The sequence below is a fragment of the Kluyvera huaxiensis genome (genome assembly GCF_040149365.1).
GTDB classification, from domain to species: Bacteria; Pseudomonadota; Gammaproteobacteria; order Enterobacterales; family Enterobacteriaceae; genus Kluyvera; species Kluyvera intermedia_A.
This window is the reverse complement of sequence record NZ_JBEFLV010000010.1, coordinates 124,572-145,268: the sequence shown is the minus strand read 5'-3', so window position 1 is coordinate 145,268 and position 20,697 is coordinate 124,572. Positions and strand designations below refer to the sequence as shown.

At 54.5% G+C, this 20,697-nt stretch carries 17 protein-coding genes, 2 tRNA genes and 1 pseudogene; 18 read left to right on the top strand and 2 right to left on the bottom strand.

Features of this window, described 5'->3' with window-relative positions:
• Positions 1-119 precede the first annotated feature (119 nt).
• Entirely contained in the window at positions 120-1,175 is a 1,056-nt protein-coding gene (gene rsgA, locus ABOC97_RS12615) for a small ribosomal subunit biogenesis GTPase RsgA (protein ID WP_349598034.1), read from the bottom strand.
• Between the two features lie 105 nt (positions 1,176-1,280).
• Here rsgA and orn point away from each other — a divergent pair, with 105 nt between their 5' ends.
• The 3 genes from orn (at position 1,281) to ABOC97_RS12600 (ending at position 2,192) form a co-directional block, all read left to right on the top strand.
• On the top strand, positions 1,281-1,826 hold the full coding sequence (gene orn, locus ABOC97_RS12610; protein WP_349598031.1) for an oligoribonuclease: 546 nt from the start codon (positions 1,281-1,283) through the stop codon (positions 1,824-1,826).
• Positions 1,827-2,006: 180 nt separating this feature from the next.
• Positions 2,007-2,082 (top strand) — tRNA-Gly (locus ABOC97_RS12605).
• 34 nt (positions 2,083-2,116) lie between these two features.
• Positions 2,117-2,192: transfer RNA gene (locus tag ABOC97_RS12600), tRNA-Gly, on the top strand.
• Between the two features lie 269 nt (positions 2,193-2,461).
• Here the strand turns inward: ABOC97_RS12600 and queG are convergent.
• Complete coding sequence (queG, locus tag ABOC97_RS12595) at positions 2,462-3,601, bottom strand: tRNA epoxyqueuosine(34) reductase QueG (RefSeq protein WP_349598028.1); 1,140 nt, start codon at positions 3,599-3,601, stop codon at positions 2,462-2,464.
• Here queG and nnr point away from each other — a divergent pair.
• The 15 genes and pseudogenes from nnr to rlmB all read left to right on the top strand — a co-directional run bounded on the left by nnr (position 3,600) and on the right by rlmB (position 20,430).
• Positions 3,600-5,126: a bifunctional ADP-dependent NAD(P)H-hydrate dehydratase/NAD(P)H-hydrate epimerase gene (nnr, locus tag ABOC97_RS12590; RefSeq protein ID WP_349598025.1), complete on the top strand. Its 1,527-nt coding sequence runs from the start codon at positions 3,600-3,602 to the stop codon at positions 5,124-5,126. The genes queG and nnr overlap by 2 nt on opposite strands.
• Positions 5,119-5,580 (top strand): tRNA (adenosine(37)-N6)-threonylcarbamoyltransferase complex ATPase subunit type 1 TsaE, encoded by a 462-nt coding sequence (gene tsaE / locus ABOC97_RS12585; protein WP_234503299.1) that lies wholly within the window; start codon positions 5,119-5,121, stop codon positions 5,578-5,580. The genes nnr and tsaE overlap by 8 nt, the downstream gene beginning before the upstream one ends.
• A gap of 16 nt (positions 5,581-5,596) precedes the next feature.
• A complete protein-coding gene (amiB, locus tag ABOC97_RS12580) occupies positions 5,597-6,973 on the top strand; it encodes an N-acetylmuramoyl-L-alanine amidase AmiB (RefSeq protein WP_349598022.1) in 1,377 nt (458 codons plus the stop codon).
• 9 nt (positions 6,974-6,982) lie between these two features.
• Entirely contained in the window at positions 6,983-8,839 is a 1,857-nt protein-coding gene (gene mutL / locus ABOC97_RS12575; protein WP_349598019.1) for a DNA mismatch repair endonuclease MutL, read from the top strand.
• Positions 8,832-9,782, top strand: coding sequence for a tRNA (adenosine(37)-N6)-dimethylallyltransferase MiaA (miaA, locus tag ABOC97_RS12570; protein WP_349598016.1), 951 nt, complete (start codon positions 8,832-8,834; stop codon positions 9,780-9,782). Before mutL ends, miaA begins: the two co-directional genes overlap by 8 nt.
• A gap of 132 nt (positions 9,783-9,914) precedes the next feature.
• Positions 9,915-10,220, top strand: a complete 306-nt coding sequence (hfq, locus tag ABOC97_RS12565; RefSeq protein WP_234503288.1) for an RNA chaperone Hfq — start codon at positions 9,915-9,917, stop codon at positions 10,218-10,220.
• Positions 10,221-10,417: 197 nt separating this feature from the next.
• The gene (gene hflX, locus ABOC97_RS12560; protein WP_349598012.1) at positions 10,418-11,698 is read left to right on the top strand and encodes a ribosome rescue GTPase HflX; all 1,281 of its coding nucleotides are present in this window, start codon (positions 10,418-10,420) and stop codon (positions 11,696-11,698) included.
• Between the two features lie 156 nt (positions 11,699-11,854).
• Positions 11,855-13,111, top strand: coding sequence for an FtsH protease activity modulator HflK (gene hflK, locus ABOC97_RS12555; protein WP_234503284.1), 1,257 nt, complete (start codon positions 11,855-11,857; stop codon positions 13,109-13,111).
• Between the two features lie 2 nt (positions 13,112-13,113).
• Positions 13,114-14,118, top strand: a complete 1,005-nt coding sequence (hflC, locus tag ABOC97_RS12550) for a protease modulator HflC (RefSeq protein ID WP_349598008.1) — start codon at positions 13,114-13,116, stop codon at positions 14,116-14,118.
• 145 nt (positions 14,119-14,263) lie between these two features.
• Positions 14,264-14,461: a DUF2065 domain-containing protein gene (locus ABOC97_RS12545; RefSeq protein ID WP_052284695.1), complete on the top strand. Its 198-nt coding sequence runs from the start codon at positions 14,264-14,266 to the stop codon at positions 14,459-14,461.
• Between the two features lie 101 nt (positions 14,462-14,562).
• Positions 14,563-15,861, top strand: coding sequence for an adenylosuccinate synthase (gene purA / locus ABOC97_RS12540; RefSeq protein WP_349598116.1), 1,299 nt, complete (start codon positions 14,563-14,565; stop codon positions 15,859-15,861).
• A 229-nt stretch (positions 15,862-16,090) separates the two neighbouring features.
• A complete protein-coding gene (gene nsrR / locus ABOC97_RS12535) occupies positions 16,091-16,516 on the top strand; it encodes a nitric oxide-sensing transcriptional repressor NsrR (RefSeq protein ID WP_234503279.1) in 426 nt (141 codons plus the stop codon).
• 41 nt (positions 16,517-16,557) lie between these two features.
• Positions 16,558-18,999, top strand: coding sequence for a ribonuclease R (rnr, locus tag ABOC97_RS12530; RefSeq protein WP_349598004.1), 2,442 nt, complete (start codon positions 16,558-16,560; stop codon positions 18,997-18,999).
• 41 nt (positions 19,000-19,040) lie between these two features.
• Positions 19,041-19,603: pseudogene (locus tag ABOC97_RS12525) on the top strand (maltose acetyltransferase domain-containing protein).
• Positions 19,604-19,698: 95 nt separating this feature from the next.
• Positions 19,699-20,430, top strand: a complete 732-nt coding sequence (rlmB, locus tag ABOC97_RS12520; protein WP_234503275.1) for a 23S rRNA (guanosine(2251)-2'-O)-methyltransferase RlmB — start codon at positions 19,699-19,701, stop codon at positions 20,428-20,430.
• Positions 20,431-20,697: the final 267 nt, after the last annotated feature.

Below are 20,697 nucleotides of genomic sequence, written 5' to 3'. Positions count from 1 at the left end.
GTAGCCTCCAGGCCAATATGTGTCGTTCCTGACCCGACGACGGGCGTCGGATCTCAATGAGAAAAGCGGCCGATTCTAGCGATTGTTAGCAAAAATGTCAGTCGGCAAAATCATAGTTCTCATTTATCGGTCTCTGAAAAGTTTTTACGCGTTTTTACCTGCGCCATACTGTCCAGAATGTGGTGATAGTGTTCGAAACGTGATTCGGCAATCTTTCCATTCTCCACGGCTTCACGGATAGCACAGCCTGGATCGGTATCGTGCTTGCAGTCGCGGTATTTGCACAGGCCAAGATAGTCATGGAATTCGACAAAACCCTGGGTCACTTGTTCCGGCTCGAGATGCCACAGGCCAAATTCACGTACCCCTGGGGAGTCAATAACGTCGCCGCCGTGCGGGAAGTGATACAGACGCGCCGCGGTGGTGGTGTGTTGCCCCAGCCCTGAAACGTTGGAGACGTCGTTGGTGAGGATACTGTCATCGCTCAGCCCCAGCAGCGCATTCAGCAGGCTGGATTTACCGACACCGGACTGCCCGGCGAAGATGCTGATTCGGTTAGTGAGCGCTTCTTCTAGCGGCTTTAAGCCATCCTGAGTATGGCTGGACGCCATCAGAACGCGATAGCCGATGCGGCGATAGATATCCATCTGCTCGTTGACGAAAGCCATGCCTTCTTCGTCCAATAAATCGATCTTATTGAGCACCAACAGAGGCTCAACGTCGAGCGTTTCGCAGGCCACGAGGTAACGGTCGATAATATTGAGCGACAGTTCAGGCAAAATGGCGGAAACGATAACAATTTGATCGATATTGGCGGCAATCGGTTTGACGCCGTCGTAAAAGTCCGGACGGGTAAGCACTGACGTACGCTCATGTACTGCTTCGACGATGCCTTTAACTCTGACACCTTCCGCGGCGGCTTTACCCGGTCGCCAGACGACGCGGTCGCCAGTAACCAGTGAACGGATAGTCCGGCGGATGTTGCAGCGGTGGGTTTCGCCATCGGCGGACTCCACGTCGGCATGCATCCCAAAGCGGCTGATGACGATACCTTCGGCGGCTTCGCCAAACAGGTTATCGTCGTAATCTGGCTTCTCCGCAGTTGTTGTAAGGCGGCGCTCATGGTTGGCTTTTACGCGGCGCTGCTGACCTTTGGAGAGTTTATTTTTACTCAATCGTGCTGACTCCTGGTCGCCCATGTTGGGCAAAACCTCTATGATACACGCTAATTAATACTAGTTAACCTACCGCGGCAGGTAAGACAGAGGGTGGAAAATAACATGAGTGCAGATGAAAACAACCTGATTTGGATCGATCTGGAGATGACGGGTCTGGATCCCGAGCGCGATCGCATTATTGAAATCGCCACGTTGGTGACCGATGCACAGCTGAATATCCTGGCGGAAGGGCCAACCATTGCTGTCCATCAGTCGGATGCGCAGCTGGCGCTAATGGACGACTGGAATGTTCGTACCCATACCGGTAGCGGACTGGTTGAACGGGTGAAGGCCAGCACTCAGGGCGATCGCGAAGCGGAACTGGCAACGCTGGAATTTCTGAGACAGTGGGTGCCGGAAGGCAAATCACCAATCTGTGGCAACAGCATCGGCCAGGATCGTCGCTTCCTGTTTAAATACATGCCGGAGCTGGAATCCTATTTCCACTATCGCTATCTGGACGTCAGCACTTTAAAAGAGCTAGCGCGTCGCTGGAAGCCGGAAATTTTGCCGGGCTTTAAAAAACAGGGTACTCATCAGGCGATGGATGATATCCGTGAGTCGGTGGCCGAGTTAGCCTACTATCGCGAACATTTTATTCAGCTTTAACGTGCTAAAGGGATGAATTGGCGCTAAAATAGGCAATCTGCCGATTTATCCAGCACTTGAACGAAAAAATTAAAAAATCGCTTCAAGGGGGGTTGCAGGGGGAAAGAATTCTCGTATAATGCGCCTCCCGTAACGAAGCAGAAATGCGAATTACGACAGCAACAAAAATTGCCAGATTTTGCGGGAATAGCTCAGTTGGTAGAGCACGACCTTGCCAAGGTCGGGGTCGCGAGTTCGAGTCTCGTTTCCCGCTCCAAAAATTTGAAAGCAGTCGCAGTAGACACACCCAAGCGGGAATAGCTCAGTTGGTAGAGCACGACCTTGCCAAGGTCGGGGTCGCGAGTTCGAGTCTCGTTTCCCGCTCCAAATTTTCTTCCAAAACAAAAGTACTTCCACAATGAAATCATTCGTTGAGGTTGTTTTTTTCGTTCCTGAAATACTCTTGTAAACAGAGTTATCCACAGCCCGTCATCGCGTTGTTAGCATGCTAATTTTCGTAAGATTTTTACGTGTTTATTTATCTTGTTGAAATATAAGAGAATATATCATTTCAAAATGTTAGCGCGATCGCTTGACGAACTTTGGCGTGTTGAAACGCAATGTGTTTTTATTTTTACTCACAGGCTGTGAGTATCTTAGGCATCGCGCGGTAAGCCTTTTTCGACCACTCTCACCAAACGCTGTTTCTTCGGGAGCTGTACCTCAATCACTCCCTCATTACGGCGAGTAATTTGCTGCGCCACAGCCCACTCAATGTGTTCATCGAGTAGTGGGTGCTCACCTCGGCGGCTTTCCAGGGCGTTAAGCGCGGCTTCGCTCCACGGGGCATTGCCGAGGGCGACGGCAATATTTCGTAGCCAGCGCAGGTGGCCAATACGGCGAATCGCCGAACCTTCAGTAACTTTCAGGAACCAGGCCTCAGTCCAGGCAAACAGTTCGATAAGTTCGGGCGAATGCAGCGCTTTGCGCGGGCTGAAATCAGCCTCATCGGTTAACTGCGAAAAACGATTCCACGGACAAATCAGCTGGCAGTCGTCGCAGCCGTAGATACGGTTGCCAATAAGCGGGCGAAATTCTTCCGGGATCGCGCCTTCCAGTTCGATAGTCAGGTAGGAAATGCAGCGACGGGCGTCGACGGTATACGGCTCAACGATAGCGCCGGTCGGGCAGATGGTCATGCAAGCGACGCATCGCCCGCACTCTTCGGCTACCGGCTGGTCGATAGGTAGCGGTATATCAACCAACAGTTCACCGAGGAAAAAGAACGATCCGGCGTCGCGGTTAAGGATAAGTGAGTGCTTACCGGTCCAGCCAATTCCGGCTTTTTCGGCTAATGGGCGCTCAAGAATAGGCGCAGAGTCGACAAACGGTCTAAAATTCAGCGAGACGCACTGTTCCTGGATCATTTCACCGAGCTTTTTAAGGCGGTTACGCAACAGCTTATGATAATCACGCCCAAGGGCATAGCGGCTGACGTATCCGAGCTCGGGGTTTTTCAGCGTGCGGGCAAATGCCGCATTGGCAGGAAGATAGTTCATACGAACGCTAATCACCCGGAGCGTTCCGGGCTGCAGTTCGTGGGGACGGGCGCGCATCATTCCGTGACGTGCCATCCAATCCATCTCGCCATGGTATTGTTTGTCCAGCCATGCCTGTAGTTTAGGTTCGGCCTCGCTGAGATCGGTATCGGTAATACCGACCTGCTGAAAACCGAGTTCAGTGCCCCATTGTTTGATTTGTTGCGCTAATTGATTGAGATCGAGGGGCTGTGACATGACGGACCATACATTGACAAGAATCCCCCAAAGTATACCACACTCCATTTGGCCTGCGGACGAACTGCGTCGCGCCGAAAAAACGGCGGCAGAGAGTCTCGGGATCCCCCTATATGAACTGATGCAGCGTGCCGGACAGGCGGCGTTCGACGTGGCGCGGGACGCATATCCCGCTAGCCGACATTGGTTAATTTTATGTGGCCACGGTAACAACGGCGGCGATGGCTACGTGGTAGCTCGTTTGGCACAGGGCGCAGGTATTCGTGTCACTTTGCTGGCTCAGGTGAGCGAGAAACCGCTGCCGGAAGAAGCGCAAGCCGCACGCGATGCCTGGCTTGCTGCTGACGGTGTTATCCATCAGTTCAATATTCCATGGCCTCAGGACGTGGATTTAATTATCGATGGTCTGCTTGGTACGGGGCTACAAAACGCTCCGCGCGACAACGTGGTGAGTCTGATTGAGCAGGCAAACCATTTCCCTGCGCCGATTATCGCGCTGGATATTCCATCCGGGCTCAATGCCCAAACCGGGGCGACGCCTGGTGCCGTTATCCAGGCGGCTTATACCATCACCTTTATCGCGCTCAAACCGGGTCTTCTGACCGGCAAAGCTCGCGACGTCGTCGGCCAGCTTCGCCATCATGCGCTGGGACTTGAAGCGTGGCTGACACAACAGCCGACTCATCTGAATCGGCTGGATGCTTCCCAACTGGCACAGTGGTTTACCCCACGTCGCCCGACGTCGCATAAAGGCGATCATGGGCGACTGCTCGTGATCGGCGGCGATCGGGGTACCGCTGGAGCGATTCGTATGGCTGGGGAGGCCGCGCTGCGCGCTGGTGCGGGGTTGGTGAAAGTACTCACACGTGTTGAAAATATCGCGCCGATTATCACCGCGCGACCGGAATTGATGGTGGATGAACTCACGCCGCAGTCGCTGGATGAAAGCCTGGCCTGGGCGGACGTGGTGGTTATTGGCCCGGGTCTCGGACAGGCTCCGTGGGGCAAACAGGCGCTGCGTAAAATTGATAATTTCTGTAAAGCTACGTTGTGGGACGCCGATGCGCTGAACCTGCTGGCAATCAATCCGGATAAACGTCACAATCGCGTGATCACGCCGCATCCCGGTGAGGCCGCGCGTCTGCTGAATTGCACGGTGGCGGAAATTGAGAATGATCGCTTACTTTCCGCACAGCGTCTGGTAAAACGGTATGGTGGCGTCGTGGTGCTGAAAGGTGCCGGGACAATCGTCGCCGATGAACGCGGCGTGATGAGCATTATTGATGCTGGAAACGCCGGCATGGCCAGCGGTGGTATGGGTGATGTGCTGTCAGGCATCATTGGTGCATTGCTGGGGCAGGCATTATCGCCGTATGATGCAGCCTGCGCAGGGTGTATCGCCCATGGTGCCGCTGCTGATGAACTGGCTGCGCGCTATGGCACCCGCGGTATGTTGGCGACCGATCTCTTTTCCACGCTACGGCGTGTTGTTAACCCGGATGTGATTGACGTATACCATGATTAATCGAGTGATTCCTTTACCTGACGAACAGGCAACCCTGGACCTTGGCAACCGAGTGGCGCAGGCCTGTTCTGGTGCAACGGTCATCTATCTGTATGGCGATTTAGGCGCAGGTAAAACCACCTTTAGCCGCGGGTTCTTGCATGCGCTGGGCCATAACGGCAACGTCAAAAGTCCCACCTATACCCTGGTCGAGCCGTATCAGCTCGATAACCTCATGGTCTATCACTTCGATCTGTACCGCCTTGCCGATCCCGAGGAGCTCGAATTTATGGGGATCCGCGATTATTTTGCTAACGATGCCATCTGCCTGGTGGAATGGCCGCAACAGGGCACCGGTGTTCTGCCCGAGCCGGATATCGAAATACACCTGGATTACCAGGCGCAAGGGCGTGAGGCACGCATCGCTGCGGTCTCCTCATTAGGTGAGTCTCTGCTGGCGCGGTTTGCCGGTTAATTTAAGGGATCGCAGGATGATTATTCGCGCAAAAGGGTGGTTGATAGCCGCGCTGATGTTGGTTTGTACACCGGTAATGGCGGCGAGTTTGTCTGATATTCAGGTGGCGAACAGTGAAACGCAGGCGCGTATCACGTTTAGCTTTATGGGCGATCCAGAATATAACTTCAGCCAGGATGATAAACGTAGCGTGATACTGGATATCAAGCAAACGGGCGTCATTCAGGGGCTACCGCTGCGCTTTAGCGGTAACAATCTGGTAAAAGGCATTCGCTCCGCGACGCCGAAGGACGATCAGACGCTACGGCTGGTGGTCGATCTGACGGAGAACGGCAAAACCCGTGCGGTGAAACAGCAAAACGGTGCGAACTATACGGTGGTGTTCACCATTAATGCCGATGTTCCACCTCCGCCACCGCCGCCTCCGGTTGTGGTGAAGCGGGTGGAGACGCCGGTTATTGCTCCGACGCCGAGCCAGCCTGCGCGTAATCCGTTTAGCGGTAACAGCAGTACGAGCAGCAATAGCAATAACGGCGGCAGTTTTACCCGTGAACGCCAGCCCGCGATTGTTAACAACGTAACGCCAACGCCGCGTCCGGTGGCACGTGCGAGCGGTGCGCCGGGTGATAAAGTGATCATCGCTATCGATGCCGGCCATGGTGGGCAGGATCCGGGCGCTATTGGCCCTGGCGGCACGCGGGAGAAAAACGTCACTATTGCTATTGCGCGTAAGCTCAGAGCATTGTTGAACGACGATCCGATGTTCCGCGGTGTACTGACCCGCGATGGCGACTACTTTATTTCGGTGATGGGGCGCTCCGACGTGGCGCGTAAGCAAAACGCGCATTTCCTGGTATCGATTCACGCAGATGCCGCGCCAAACCGCGACGCTACCGGTGCTTCGGTGTGGGTGCTGTCTAACCGCCGTGCCAATAGCGAAATGGCCGGCTGGCTGGAGCAGCATGAGAAGCAGTCCGAACTGCTGGGTGGTGCTGGTGATGTGCTGGCCAACAGTCAGGCGGATCCCTACCTGAGCCAGGCGGTGCTGGATCTGCAATTCGGCCACTCTCAACGCGTAGGGTATGATGTGGCGACCAGCGTTATCGGCCAGCTGCAGCGGGTTGGCAATTTGCATAAACGTCGCCCTGAGCATGCCAGCCTTGGCGTACTGCGCTCGCCGGATATTCCGTCGATCCTCGTTGAAACAGGCTTTATCAGTAACAGCGGCGAAGAACGCCTGCTGGGCAGCGATGACTATCAGCAAAAAATAGCGGAAGCCATTTATACCGGTTTACGTAACTATTTTACGGCGCATCCGATACAATCCGGTCCTCACGACGAACAGTCGCAGACCGCCAGCGCTGCAGTATCCACCCGGACTCTCGTTAACTAAGGAGTTTTCATGCCGATTCAGGTTTTACCGCCACAGCTTGCCAACCAGATTGCTGCGGGTGAAGTGGTGGAGCGTCCTGCATCGGTAGTGAAAGAGCTGGTGGAGAACAGTCTCGATGCGGGGGCAACCCGCATTGATATTGATATTGAACGCGGCGGTGCCAAGCTTATCCGCATTCGTGACAATGGTTGCGGGATTAAAAAAGACGAGCTGGCGCTGGCGCTGGCGCGTCACGCCACCAGTAAAATTGCCTCGCTCGACGATCTGGAAGCGATTGTCAGCCTGGGTTTCCGTGGCGAAGCGCTGGCAAGTATCAGCTCGGTCGCGCGTTTGACGCTAACGTCACGCACGGCGGAACAGCCGGAAGCCTGGCAGGCCTATGCCGAAGGCCGCGATCAGGCGGTGACGGTCAAACCTGCGGCGCACCCGGTCGGGACCACGCTCGAAGTGTTGGATCTGTTCTACAACACCCCGGCGCGGCGCAAGTTTATGCGCACCGAAAAAACCGAATTTAACCACATTGATGAAATCATTCGCCGCATTGCGCTAGCGCGCTTCGATGTGAGCTTCAATCTGACCCATAACGGCAAAGCAATCCGTCAGTATCGGGCGGTGGCTGAGGGGGCGTCGAAAGAGCGTCGTCTTGGCGCTATCTGCGGCGTGCCGTTCCTTGAGCAGGCACTGGCGATTGAGTGGCAGCATGGCGATTTGGCGCTGCATGGCTGGGTAGCCGATCCGAAACACACCACTACGGCGCTGGCGGAAATTCAGTATTGCTACGTGAACGGGCGTATGATGCGCGACCGGCTGATTAACCACGCCATTCGTCAGGCGTGTGAAGACAAGCTGGGCGCGGATCAACAGCCTGCGTTCGTGCTGTATCTCGAAATCGACCCGCACCAGGTGGATGTCAACGTCCACCCGGCCAAACATGAAGTACGTTTCCACCAGTCGCGTTTGGTGCATGATTTTATCTACCAGGGGGTGCTGAGCGTACTGCAGCAACAGCTGGACACGCCTTTGCCTTTAGCGGAAGAGGATGAACCCGCCCCGCGCGCGCTGCCGGAAAACCGCATTGCGGCGGGACGTAACCAGTTTGCTGAGCCGGCGGTAGCGCGTGAACCCGCTGCGCCGCGCTATCAGGCAGCAAGCGGCGATGCCGCCCCACGATCCAGCGGCGGTGGTGCAAGCTGGCCGAATGCGCAGCCGGGCTATCAGAAACAGCAGGGTGCGCTCTACCGGCAACTGCTGGATACTCCAGCCAGCCGCCAGGAACCCGCGAAACCGGCGGTGGAAAATCTGGCGGGGCACAGCCAGAGCTTTGGCCGCGTGCTGGCGATTATTGCCGATGAGTACGCGCTGCTGGAGCGTAACGGCAAACTTAGCCTGCTGGCGTTACCCGTTGCCGAGCGCTGGCTGCGGCAGGCGCAGCTGACGCCGGGGGAAACGACCATTTGCGCTCAGCCGCTGCTTATTCCGTTGCGCCTTAAGGTGACGGAGGCCGAAAAGCAAACGCTGGAAGGCGCGAAGACTACGCTGAATACGCTGGGTATTGAAATATTGCTGGAAGGGCAACATGCGACGATTCGCGCGGTGCCTTTACCCTTACGACAACAAAATTTACAAATCTTGATTCCTGAACTGATAGGCTACCTGGTGGGTCAGACTAACGTCGATGCCGGTAACGTGGCGCAGTGGTTAGCCCGCAATCTGGCGAGTGACCACGCGCAGTGGAATACCGCGCAGGCGATTGCCATGCTGGCGGACGTTGAACGTCTTTGCCCACAGATGGTCAAAGCACCACCGGGCGGCCTGTTACAACCTGTTGATTTAGATTCTGCGATGAACGCCCTGAGAAATGAGTGATGTAACCGAGGCGAGCCTGCCTAAGGCAATTTTTTTAATGGGACCAACCGCTTCGGGCAAAACGGCGCTGGCGATTGAATTACGTAAAGTTTTGCCAGTAGAGTTGATTAGTGTTGATTCCGCCCTTATCTATCGAGGGATGGATATCGGTACCGCTAAGCCGAACGCGGAAGAGCTGCATGCGGCACCGCACCGGTTGTTGGATATTCTTGATCCGTCGCAGGCCTATTCGGCGGCGGATTTTCGTCGTGATGCGCTCGCGCAGATGGCGGAGATCACCGCAGCAGGTAAAATTCCCCTGCTGGTCGGTGGCACAATGTTATATTTCAAAGCGTTATTAGAAGGGTTATCGCCGCTACCTTCTGCTGACCCGGACATTCGGGCGCGGATTGAGCAGCAGGCGGCAGAGCAAGGATGGATGGCACTGCATCAACAGTTGCGGGAGATAGATCCCGTCGCCGCTGAGCGTATTCATCCAAATGATCCGCAAAGACTTTCCCGAGCACTGGAAGTTTTTTTCATTTCGGGTAAAACTTTAACGGAGCTGACACAAACGTCAGGAGACGCTCTACCCTACAAGGTGCATCAGTTCGCCATCGCCCCGGCGAGCCGTGAACTGCTCCATCAACGCATTGAGCAGCGTTTTCATCAGATGTTAGCTTCAGGTTTTGAAGCAGAAGTGCGGGCGCTATTTGCCCGTGGAGATTTGCATACGGATATGCCTTCCATTCGTTGTGTGGGATATCGCCAGATGTGGTCATACCTTGAAGGCGAGATTCCTTATGATGAAATGGTTTATAGAGGAGTTTGTGCCACGAGACAGCTAGCGAAACGCCAGGTGACGTGGTTACGCGGTTGGGAAGGTGTTCACTGGTTAGATAGTGAGCAGCCGGAGCAGTCGTTTAGCCAGGTAATGCAGGTAGTGGGTGCTAGTGTAGACTGAATGTGTACAATTGAGTCGTATCGTGCGCAATTTTCGAATCGTAAGGTTCATACGCAAATCGAACGGGTTGCGCCAGCGTAGCCTGGAAGACGAAGTGTATAAGTACAAATAAGCATATAAGGAAAAGAGAGAATGGCTAAGGGGCAATCTTTACAAGATCCGTTCCTGAACGCACTGCGTCGGGAACGTGTTCCAGTTTCTATTTATTTGGTGAATGGTATTAAGCTGCAAGGGCAAATTGAGTCTTTCGATCAGTTCGTGATCCTGTTGAAAAACACGGTCAGCCAGATGGTCTATAAGCACGCAATTTCTACCGTTGTTCCGTCTCGTCCAGTTTCACATCACAGCAACAATGCTGGCGGCGGCACTGGTAGCAACTACCACCACGGTAGCAACGCGCAAGGTTCTGCGCAGCAAGACAGCGAAGACACCGAATAAGGTTGATGGCTGTTAATCCATGTCGGGGAGCCGGATTATGCTCTATGACTTTTAAGTTACAGCAAGGCGGCGCGCAGTGAATCCCCAGAAGTTTACGTCAGTAAACGACTGGGGTGAGCGAGGAAAGCCAACGCAGCTGAGGCTTAAAAGACGACGAGCATTTAGGTTCCCCGCTGGTATTTCAGGAGATATAACGCTTGTTTGACCGTTATGACGCCGGTGAGCAGGCGGTGCTGGTACACATCTATTTTACGCAAGACAAAGACATGGAAGACCTCCAGGAGTTTGAATCTCTGGTCTCTTCCGCTGGTGTCGAAGCATTGCAGGTGATTACCGGTAGCCGTAAAGCCCCGCACCCAAAATATTTTGTTGGTGAAGGTAAGGCTGTCGAAATTGCGGAAGCCGTAAAAGCGACAGGCGCTTCCGTTGTGCTGTTTGATCATGCACTTAGCCCCGCGCAGGAACGTAACCTTGAGCGTTTGTGTGAATGCCGGGTTATTGACCGTACGGGTCTGATTTTAGATATTTTTGCCCAACGTGCGCGTACCCATGAAGGTAAGCTGCAGGTTGAGCTCGCGCAGTTGCGCCACCTGGCAACCCGCCTGGTACGCGGCTGGACGCACCTTGAAAGACAAAAAGGCGGCATCGGTTTGCGCGGCCCGGGTGAAACCCAGCTCGAAACTGACCGTCGTTTGCTGCGTAATCGCATCATGCAAATCCTTTCGCGTATCGAAAGGGTTGCCAAACAGCGTGAGCAAGGACGCCGTTCGCGCGTCAAAGCTGATGTTCCGACGGTATCGCTGGTGGGGTACACCAACGCCGGAAAATCGACGCTGTTTAACCACCTAACAGAGGCGGAGGTGTACGCCGCCGATCAGCTGTTCGCCACCCTCGATCCGACCCTGCGTCGTATTGATGTTGCGGATGTTGGTGAAACGGTATTAGCCGATACCGTAGGTTTTATCCGCCACCTGCCGCATGACCTTGTGGCGGCGTTTAAAGCCACATTGCAGGAAACCCGTGAAGCCACGCTGCTGCTCCACATTATCGATGCAGCAGATGTTCGCGTGCAGGAAAATATCGATGCGGTTGATACGGTACTTGAAGAGATCGACGCGCACGAGATCCCGACTCTGTTGGTGATGAACAAAATCGATATGCTCGATGAGTTTGAACCGCGTATCGACAGAGATGAAGAGAACAAACCTATTCGGGTGTGGCTGTCTGCACAAACCGGAGTAGGGGTACCACTCCTTTTTCAGGCGTTGACGGAACTGCTCTCCGGCGAAGTCGCGCAGCACACGCTGCGTTTACCTCCGAAGGAAGGGCGTTTGCGTAGTCGCTTTTATCAGCTTCAGGCAATCGAAAAAGAGTGGATGGAGGACGACGGCTGCGTCAAATTGCAGGTTCGTATGCCAATTGTCGACTGGCGTCGCCTCTGTAAACAAGAACCGACACTGGCAGACTACGTCGTCTGACCGTGCAGCTTGCCTGAAAACAATAGCCCTTTGGGCACCCAGCGGTTCAGGTCGCCTCAACGCGACGGCGACAACCAGGATGGAGTCGCGGTTAACAGCGAAAAGACCTGAACTGGGAAAAGGTATATCACCGCATAACAAATATGGAGCATAAACATGGCGTGGAATCAGCCCGGTAATAACGGACAAGACCGCGACCCGTGGGGGAGCAGCAATAATCAAGGCGGCAACTCCGGGGGAAATGGAAATAAAGGCGGTCGCGATCAGGGGCCGCCGGATTTGGATGATATCTTCCGTAAGCTGAGCAAAAAGCTCGGCGGTTTTGGGGGCGGTAAAGGTGGCTCCGGCAATTCGACTCAGGGGCCTCGTGCACCGATTGGCGGTCGTATTGTTGGTATTGCAGCCGCTGCTGTCGTCGTTATCTGGGCAGCCAGTGGTTTCTATACCATTAAAGAAGCCGAGCGCGGCGTGGTAACACGTTTTGGTCAGTTCAGCCATCTGGTTGAGCCAGGTCTGAACTGGAAACCAACATTTATCGACGAAGTGACGCCGGTGAACGTAGAAGCCGTGCGTGAATTGGCCGCATCCGGCGTGATGCTGACCTCCGACGAAAACGTCGTACGCGTTGAAATGAACGTGCAGTACCGTATCACCGATCCTCGTCGCTACCTGTTTAGCGTGACCAGTGCTGACGACAGTCTGCGCCAGGCCACCGACAGCGCGCTGCGCGGCGTTATCGGTAAATACACCATGGACCGCATCCTGACCGAAGGTCGTACCGTTATTCGTAGCGATACCCAGCGTGAGCTGGAAGAGACCATTCGTCCGTACAACATGGGTATTACCCTGCTGGACGTCAACTTCCAGGCCGCTCGTCCGCCGGAAGAGGTGAAAGCCGCATTTGATGATGCGATTGCCGCACGTGAAAACGAGCAGCAGTACATCCGTGAGGCGGAAGCCTACACCAACGAAGTTCAGCCGCGTGCAAACGGTCAGGCGCAGCGTATTCTGGAAGAAGCGCGTGCGTATAAGACTCAGACTGTGCTGGAAGCGCAGGGTGAAGTGGCTCGCTTCGAGAAGATCCTGCCTGAATATAAAGCCGCACCGCAGATTACCCGCGAGCGTCTGTATATCGAAACCATGGAAAAAGTGTTGAGCCATACCCGTAAAGTGCTGGTTAGCGACAACAAAAATAGCAACCTGATGGTTCTGCCGCTGGATCAAATGCTCAAAGGCGGTAACGCCCCTGCAGCAAAGAGCGATAGCAGTGGTGCGAACAACCTGTTGCGCCTGCCGCCTGCGTCCTCATCCAGCAGCAGCGCAAGCAACACGTCGTCTGCCACTCAGGGCAATATCATGGACCAACGCCGTGCTAACGCGCAGCGTAACGATTACCAGCGTCAGGGGGAATAACGATGCGTAAGTCAGTTATTGCGATTATCATCATCGCGCTGGTAGTGCTTTACACCTCTATTTTTGTGGTTAAAGAAGGCGAGCGCGGGATTAAATTCCAGTTCAGCAGCGTCGTGCGTGATGGCGATAAGAAACCGTTGATTTATGAACCAGGTCTGCACTTTAAGGTTCCATTTATTCAATCGGTTAAAATGCTTGATGCCCGTATCCAGACTATGGATAACCAGGCCGATCGCTTCGTGACCAAAGAGAAGAAAGACCTGATCGTCGACTCCTATATCAAGTGGCGTATCAGTGATTTCAGCCGTTACTTCCTGGCAACTGGCGGTGGTGACATCTCCCAGGCCGAAGTGCTGCTGAAACGTAAGTTCTCTGACCGTCTGCGTTCTGAAATTGGTCGTCTCGACGTGAAAGACATTGTTACCGACTCCCGTGGCCGTTTGACGCTGGAAGTCCGTGACGCTCTGAACTCCGGTTCTTCCGGCGCAGACGATGAAGTTGCTACCCCAGCGGCGGATAGCGCCATTGCGGAAGCCGCAGAGCGCGTAGAACAGCAGGCTAACATCAAAGGGCCAACCATTAACCCGAACAGTATGGCGGCGTTAGGTATTGAAGTGGTCGATGTGCGTATCAAGCAGATCAACCTGCCGGCTGAGGTTTCTGAAGCTATTTACAACCGTATGCGCGCCGAGCGTGAAGCCGTTGCCCGTCGTCACCGTTCACAAGGTCAGGAAGAGGCAGAAAAACTGCGCGCTACCGCCGACTATGAAGTGACGAAGACGCTGGCAGAAGCAGAACGCCAGGGTCGTATCATGCGCGGTGAAGGCGATGCAGAAGCAGCTAAGCTGTTTGCCGATGCATTCAGCCAGGATCCAGACTTCTATGCCTTTATCCGTAGCCTGCGTGCATACGAAGCGAGCTTCGATAGCAACCAGGACGTGATGGTTCTGAGCCCGGATAGCGATTTCTTCCGCTACATGAAGACACCAGGTACTGCAACGCGCTAATTGTGCTAATGCATGACTAAAACCACCGCCTCCCCAAGGAGCCGGTGGTTTTCTTTTTGTACCCGTCATATTTTACGTTGCAGGTGCTGGTTTCGCTTACCCACCCGCAGTTTGAATAATTTAGGGTATATCACGGGGATGAATAATGAATTCGACAATCTGGTTGGCGCTCGCGCTGGTATTAGTGCTTGAAGGGCTTGGACCGATGCTTTATCCCAAAGCCTGGCGCAAGATGATCTCTACGATGACTCAACTACCCGATACGATGTTACGTCGATTTGGCGGCGGTCTTGTGGTTGCCGGCATCGTCATCTACTACATGTTGACGAAAACGGTTGGCTGATTATAAAAACAGCATTTCCATACGATTTTGTGGTTAAAAAGTGCTGTATATCTGAAAAAGCGATGGTAGAATCCATTTTTAAGCAATCGGTGATTTTGAAAATGGGTAACAACGTCGTCGTACTGGGCACCCAATGGGGTGACGAAGGTAAAGGGAAGATCGTCGATCTTCTTACTGAGCGTGCAAAATATGTTGTTCGCTATCAGGGTGGCCACAACGCAGGTCATACTCTCGTAATCAACGGTGAAAAAACCGTCCTCCATCTTATTCCATCAGGTATTCTTCGCGAGAATGTAACCAGCATCATCGGTAACGGTGTCGTGCTGTCTCCTGCTGCGCTGATGAAAGAGATGAAAGGCCTGGAAGACCGTGGTATCCCGGTGCGTGAGCGTCTGCTGCTGTCTGAAGCATGCCCGTTAATCCTTGATTATCACGTCGCTCTGGACGGCGCTCGCGAAAAAGCGCGCGGTTCCAAGGCTATCGGTACGACCGGTCGTGGTATCGGTCCTGCTTACGAAGACAAAGTGGCTCGCCGCGGTCTGCGCGTGGGCGATCTCTTCGACAAAGCGACTTTTGCCGACAAACTGAAAGAAGTGATGGAATATCACAACTTCCAGCTGGTCAACTTCTACAAAGTTGAAGCGGTTGACTACCAGAAAGTGCTGGACGATGTGATGGCGGTTGCCGACATCCTGACCGGCATGGTGGTTGATGTTTCAGATCTGCTGGATCAGGCACGTAAACGCGGTGACTTCGTGATGTTCGAAGGCGCGCAGGGTACGCTGCTGGATATCGATCACGGTACCTATCCGTACGTGACCTCTTCCAACACCACCGCAGGTGGCGTAGCAACCGGTTCTGGCCTTGGCCCGCGCTATGTTGACTATGTACTGGGTATCATCAAAGCGTACTCCACTCGCGTGGGTGCTGGTCCATTCCCGACCGAACTGTTTGATGAAACCGGTGAGTTCCTGTGCAAGCAGGGTAACGAATTCGGCGCCACTACCGGCCGTCGTCGTCGTACCGGCTGGCTGGACTCCGTTGCCGTGCGTCGTGCGGTACAGATTAACTCCCTGTCTGGCTTCTGCCTGACCAAGCTGGACGTTCTGGACGGCCTGAAAGAAGTTAAAATCTGTGTTGCTTACCGTATGCCGGATGGTCGTGAAGTCACCACCACTCCGCTGGCAGCAGATGATTGGCAAGGTATCGAACCAATCTATGAAACCATGCCAGGCTGGTCTGAAACCACCTTTGGCGTGAAGGAACGTAGCGGTCTGCCACAGGCAGCACTGAACTACATTCAGCGTATTGAAGAACTGACCGGCGTGCCAATTGACATTATCTCAACTGGCCCAGACCGTACTGAAACCATGATCCTGCGCGACCCGTTCGACGCATAATTCGTGGCTCTGGCGCAGCGCCCGATGGTGCTGCGCTTGTCAGGTCTACTGACTCTGTAGGCCGGATAAGACGCCAGTCGTCGCCATCCGGCTTAATCGTGCGTTATCTCCTCGCTTTTTTCCTTCCCGTCATGAAATAAATTAGCGGCTCAGCGGCTGGCTGGTTTATCATCAATATAATTAATATCAACAAGCTTACTCTTTTACTCCCCATTTCCCTGAGGTTGATGTGCAGTTAACAAGTTTTACCGATTATGGATTACGCGCGCTGATTTATATGGCGTCGCTGCCGGAAGGCAAGATGACCAGTATCTCGGAGGTGACCGAGGTCTACGGCGTGTCGCGTAACCATATGGTTAAAATCATCAACCAACTGAGTCGTGCCGGATATGTGATGGCGGTACGAGGCAAGAACGGCGGTATCCGGCTGGGCAAACCGGCAAAAGATGTCCGTGTGGGAGATGTGGTTCGTGAGCTTGAACCGTTAACACTGGTGAACTGCAGCAGCGAGTTTTGCCATATAACGCCAGCCTGTCGTTTGAAACAGGCACTTTCTCAAGCCGTGCAAAGTTTTCTCAAGGAACTGGATAACTACACACTGGCTGATTTGGTTGATAAGAATCAACCGCTTTATAAATTATTGCTGGTGGAGTAATTATTACTACCGCCGGCAGCGATGATGACGGAGGAACCGACATGTCAAAAGATCCTTTCCTGGAACGTGAAACAGAAAAGTACGCCAACCCTATCCCGAGCCGGGAATTCATCCTTGAACACTTAACAAAACGCGAAAAACCGGCGAACCGTGAAGAGTTGGCCGTTGAGCTGAATATTGAAGGCGAAGAGCAAATTGAAGCTCTGCGCCGTCGCCTGCGCGCTATGGAGCGCGACGGGCAGTTAGTCTTTACCCGCCGCCAGTGCTACGCGCTGCCGGAACGTCTCGACCTGCTGAAAGGCATGGTTATTGGCCATCGCGATGGCTTTGGCTTCCTGCGCGTTGAAGGCCGTAAAGACGACCTGTATCTGTCGAGCGAGCAGATGAAGATGTGCATGCACGGCGATGAAGTGCTGGCACAGCCGCTGGGTGCCGACCGTAAAGGCCGTCGCGAAGCGCGTATCGTCCGCGTTCTGGTACCACGCAATGCGCAGATTGTCGGTCGCTACTTTACCGACGCAGGCGTTGGCTTTGTGGTGCCGGACGATAGCCGTCTGAGCTTCGATATCCTCATCCCGCCTGAATCGGTGATGGGCGCGCGCATGGGCTTTGTGGTGGTGGTCGAGTTGACCCAGCGCCCAACCCGTCGCACGAAAGCTATCGGTAAAATCGTTGAAGTCCTGGGCGAAAATATGGGTACCGGCATGGCCGTTGAGATGGCGCTGCGCACTCATGAAATCCCTCACGTCTGGCCGCCAGCGGTTGAAGCGCAGGTGGCAGGGCTCAAAGAGCAGGTGCCGGAAGAAGCGAAAATCGGCCGCGTTGACCTGCGTGATTTGCCGCTGGTGACTATCGATGGCGAAGATGCTCGTGACTTCGATGATGCGGTCTACTGCGAGAAGAAACGTGGCGGCGGCTGGCGCCTGTGGGTCGCTATTGCAGACGTGAGCTACTATGTACGTCCGCCGACACCGCTGGATGGTGAAGCCCGCAACCGCGGTACTTCCGTATACTTCCCAACGCAGGTTGTTCCTATGCTGCCGGAAGTACTCTCTAACGGATTGTGCTCGCTGAACCCGCAGGTTGACCGCCTGTGTATGGTTTGCGAAATGACCGTCTCGACCAAAGGGCGCTTAACCGGCTTCAAATTCTACGAAGCGGTGATGAGCTCGCATGCGCGTCTGACCTACACCAAGGTCTGGCACATGCTGCAGGGCGACCAGGAACTGCGTGAACAGTACGCGCCGCTGGTTAAACATATTGAAGAGCTGCACAACCTTTACAAGGTGCTGGATCAGGCGCGCGCCGAGCGCGGCGGGATCTCGTTTGAAAGCGAAGAAGCGAAGTTTATCTTTAACGCCGATCGCCGCATTGAGCGTATCGAACAGACCCAACGTAATGATGCGCACAAACTGATTGAAGAGTGCATGATCCTGGCGAATATCTCGGCGGCACGTTTCGTTGAGAAAGCCAACGAACCCGCGCTGTTCCGTATTCACGACAAGCCGACGACCGAAGCGATTACCGCCTTCCGTTCGGTGCTGTCTGAACTGGGTCTGGAACTGCCGGGCGGCAATAAGCCTGAGCCGCGCGACTATGCTGAACTGCTGGAATCGGTGGCTGACAGACCAGACGCCGAAATGCTGCAAACCATGCTGCTGCGTTCGATGAAACAGGCGATTTACGATCCGGAAAACCGGGGTCACTTCGGCCTGGCGCTGCAGTCTTATGCGCACTTCACTTCGCCAATTCGCCGCTATCCTGACCTGTCGCTGCACCGCGCCATTAAGTATCTGCTGGCGAAAGAACAGGGCCATAAAGGCAACAGCACTGAAACCGGCGGCTACCACTATTCACTGGAAGAGATGCTGCAGCTGGGTCAGCACTGTTCGATGACCGAACGCCGCGCTGATGAAGCGACGCGCAACGTCGCCGACTGGCTGAAATGCGACTTTATGCAGGACCAGGTGGGCAATGTCTTTAAAGGTGTTATCGCCAGCGTTACCGGTTTTGGCTTCTTTGTCCGTCTGGACGAGCTGTTCATTGACGGCCTGGTACACGTCTCTTCGCTGGATAACGACTATTATCGTTTTGACCAGATTGGCCAGCGCCTGATCGGCGAATCCGGCGGCCAGACCTACCGTCTGGGCGACCGCGTTGAAGTACGTGTGGAAGCGGTCAACATGGAAGAGCGTAAAATTGACTTCTCGCTGATCTCCAGCGAGCGCGGGCCACGTAACGTCGGTAAGACCGAGCGTGAGAAAGCGAAAAAAGCACCGGCCGGGAAGAGCAATGGCCGTCGTCGTCAGGCGGGCAAGAAAGTGAATTTCGAACCGGACAGCGCTTTCCGTGGCGAGAAAAAGCAGAAGCCGAAAGCGGCGAAGAAAGACGCGCGGAAAGCCAAAAAGCCATCGGCGAAAACGCAGAAAATTGCGGCAGCCACTAAAGCAAAACGTGCGGCGAAGAAAAACGTCGCTGAGTAATGATTGAGCCAGCTAACCGTTCACATGAAGGGAGATAAAGCATGTCCGTCAGGGAAAAGATGAATCTGGGAATGCTGTATACCGACCACTGTGAGGGGTTACCGGAAGAACGTTGTGCCGGGAAAGAGCTGGCTTATGATTACAACATGACGCGCCCGTCGGAAGAGGCTCGCCGACGGGCGCTGTTGCCCAAGCTGTTCGGCAGCTTTGGCAGCAACGGCTGGATTGAACCGCCGGTACGGGTGGCCTATGGTAGCCACACGCATATTGGCGATAATTTCTATGCCAACTTCAATCTCACCGTAGTGGACGATGCCACGGTGACGATTGGCAATAATGTGCTGATTGCGCCGAATGTGACGATATCTACCGCAGGGCATCCGATTGACGCTGAGATCCGCGCCAGCGGGCAGCAGTTTTCCCTGCCGGTGACGATTGAAGATAACGTCTGGCTAGGTTCTGGCGTGATTGTTAATCCTGGAGTGACCATTGGTCGCAACAGCGTAGCGTGGTGACGAAATCTATTCCACCCAATGTTGTCGCCGTAGGCGTCCCTTGCCGGGTGTTACGTGAAATTACCGAAGCTGATAAGGCCACTTTCTAAAGCGTAAGGCGTGAGCCAGCGCTAATGAGAATGGTCGTCTTTGTCGGGTATAATGGGCCAATATCGCCAGTCCCGCTTAAAAATGAGAATCTTTAATGAGTGAAATGATTTACGGCATCCACGCAGTGCAGGCACTGCTGGAGCGCGCACCTGAACGTTTTCAGGAAGTTTTTATTCTGAAAGGCCGCGACGATAAGCGCCTGATGCCGCTGATCCATGCGCTGGAAGCGCAGGGCGTGGTTATCCAACTGGCGAATCGTCAGTATCTGGATGAGAAAAGCGAAGGTGCGGTGCACCAGGGAATTATCGCCCGCGTGAAGCCAGGTCGTCAGTATCAGGAAAACGATCTGCCGGATCTGATCGCTTCCATCGAAAAACCGTTCCTGCTGATCCTCGACGGCGTCACCGATCCACACAACCTCGGTGCTTGCCTGCGTAGCGCAGACGCCGCCGGCGTGCATGCGGTTATCGTGCCGAGAGATCGCTCGGCGCAACTGAACGCGACGGCGAAAAAAGTCGCCTGTGGTGCGGCGGAGAACGTTCCGCTGATCCGCGTGACCAACCTCGCGCGTACCATGCGTATGCTCCAGGAAGAGAGCGTATGGATTGTCGGTACCGCTGGCGAAGCCACTCATACGCTGTTCCAGAGCAAGATGACTGGTGCCATGGCGCTGGTGATGGGGGCGGAAGGCGAGGGCATGCGCCGCCTGACGCGCGAACACTGTGATGAACTGATCAGCATCCCAATGGCGGGTAGCGTTTCGTCGCTGAACGTTTCAGTCGCGACCGGTATTTGCTTGTTTGAAGCGGTACGTCAGCGCGGCTAACCACCTGATGGCGCTGCGCTTATCAGAGCTACAAGGTTCGCGCCGTAGGTCGGATAAGGCCACGCCGCCATCCGACGTTCTGTGCAGATGTGTCTGATGACGCTGCGCTTATCAGACCTACAAGGTTCGCGCCGTAGGTTGGATAAGGCCACGCCGCCATCCGACGTTCTGTGTGGATGTGTCTGATGGCGCTGCGCTTATCAGACCTACAGGTTACTCGCCGTAGGTCGGATAAGGCCACGCCGCCATCCGACGTTCTGTGTGGAT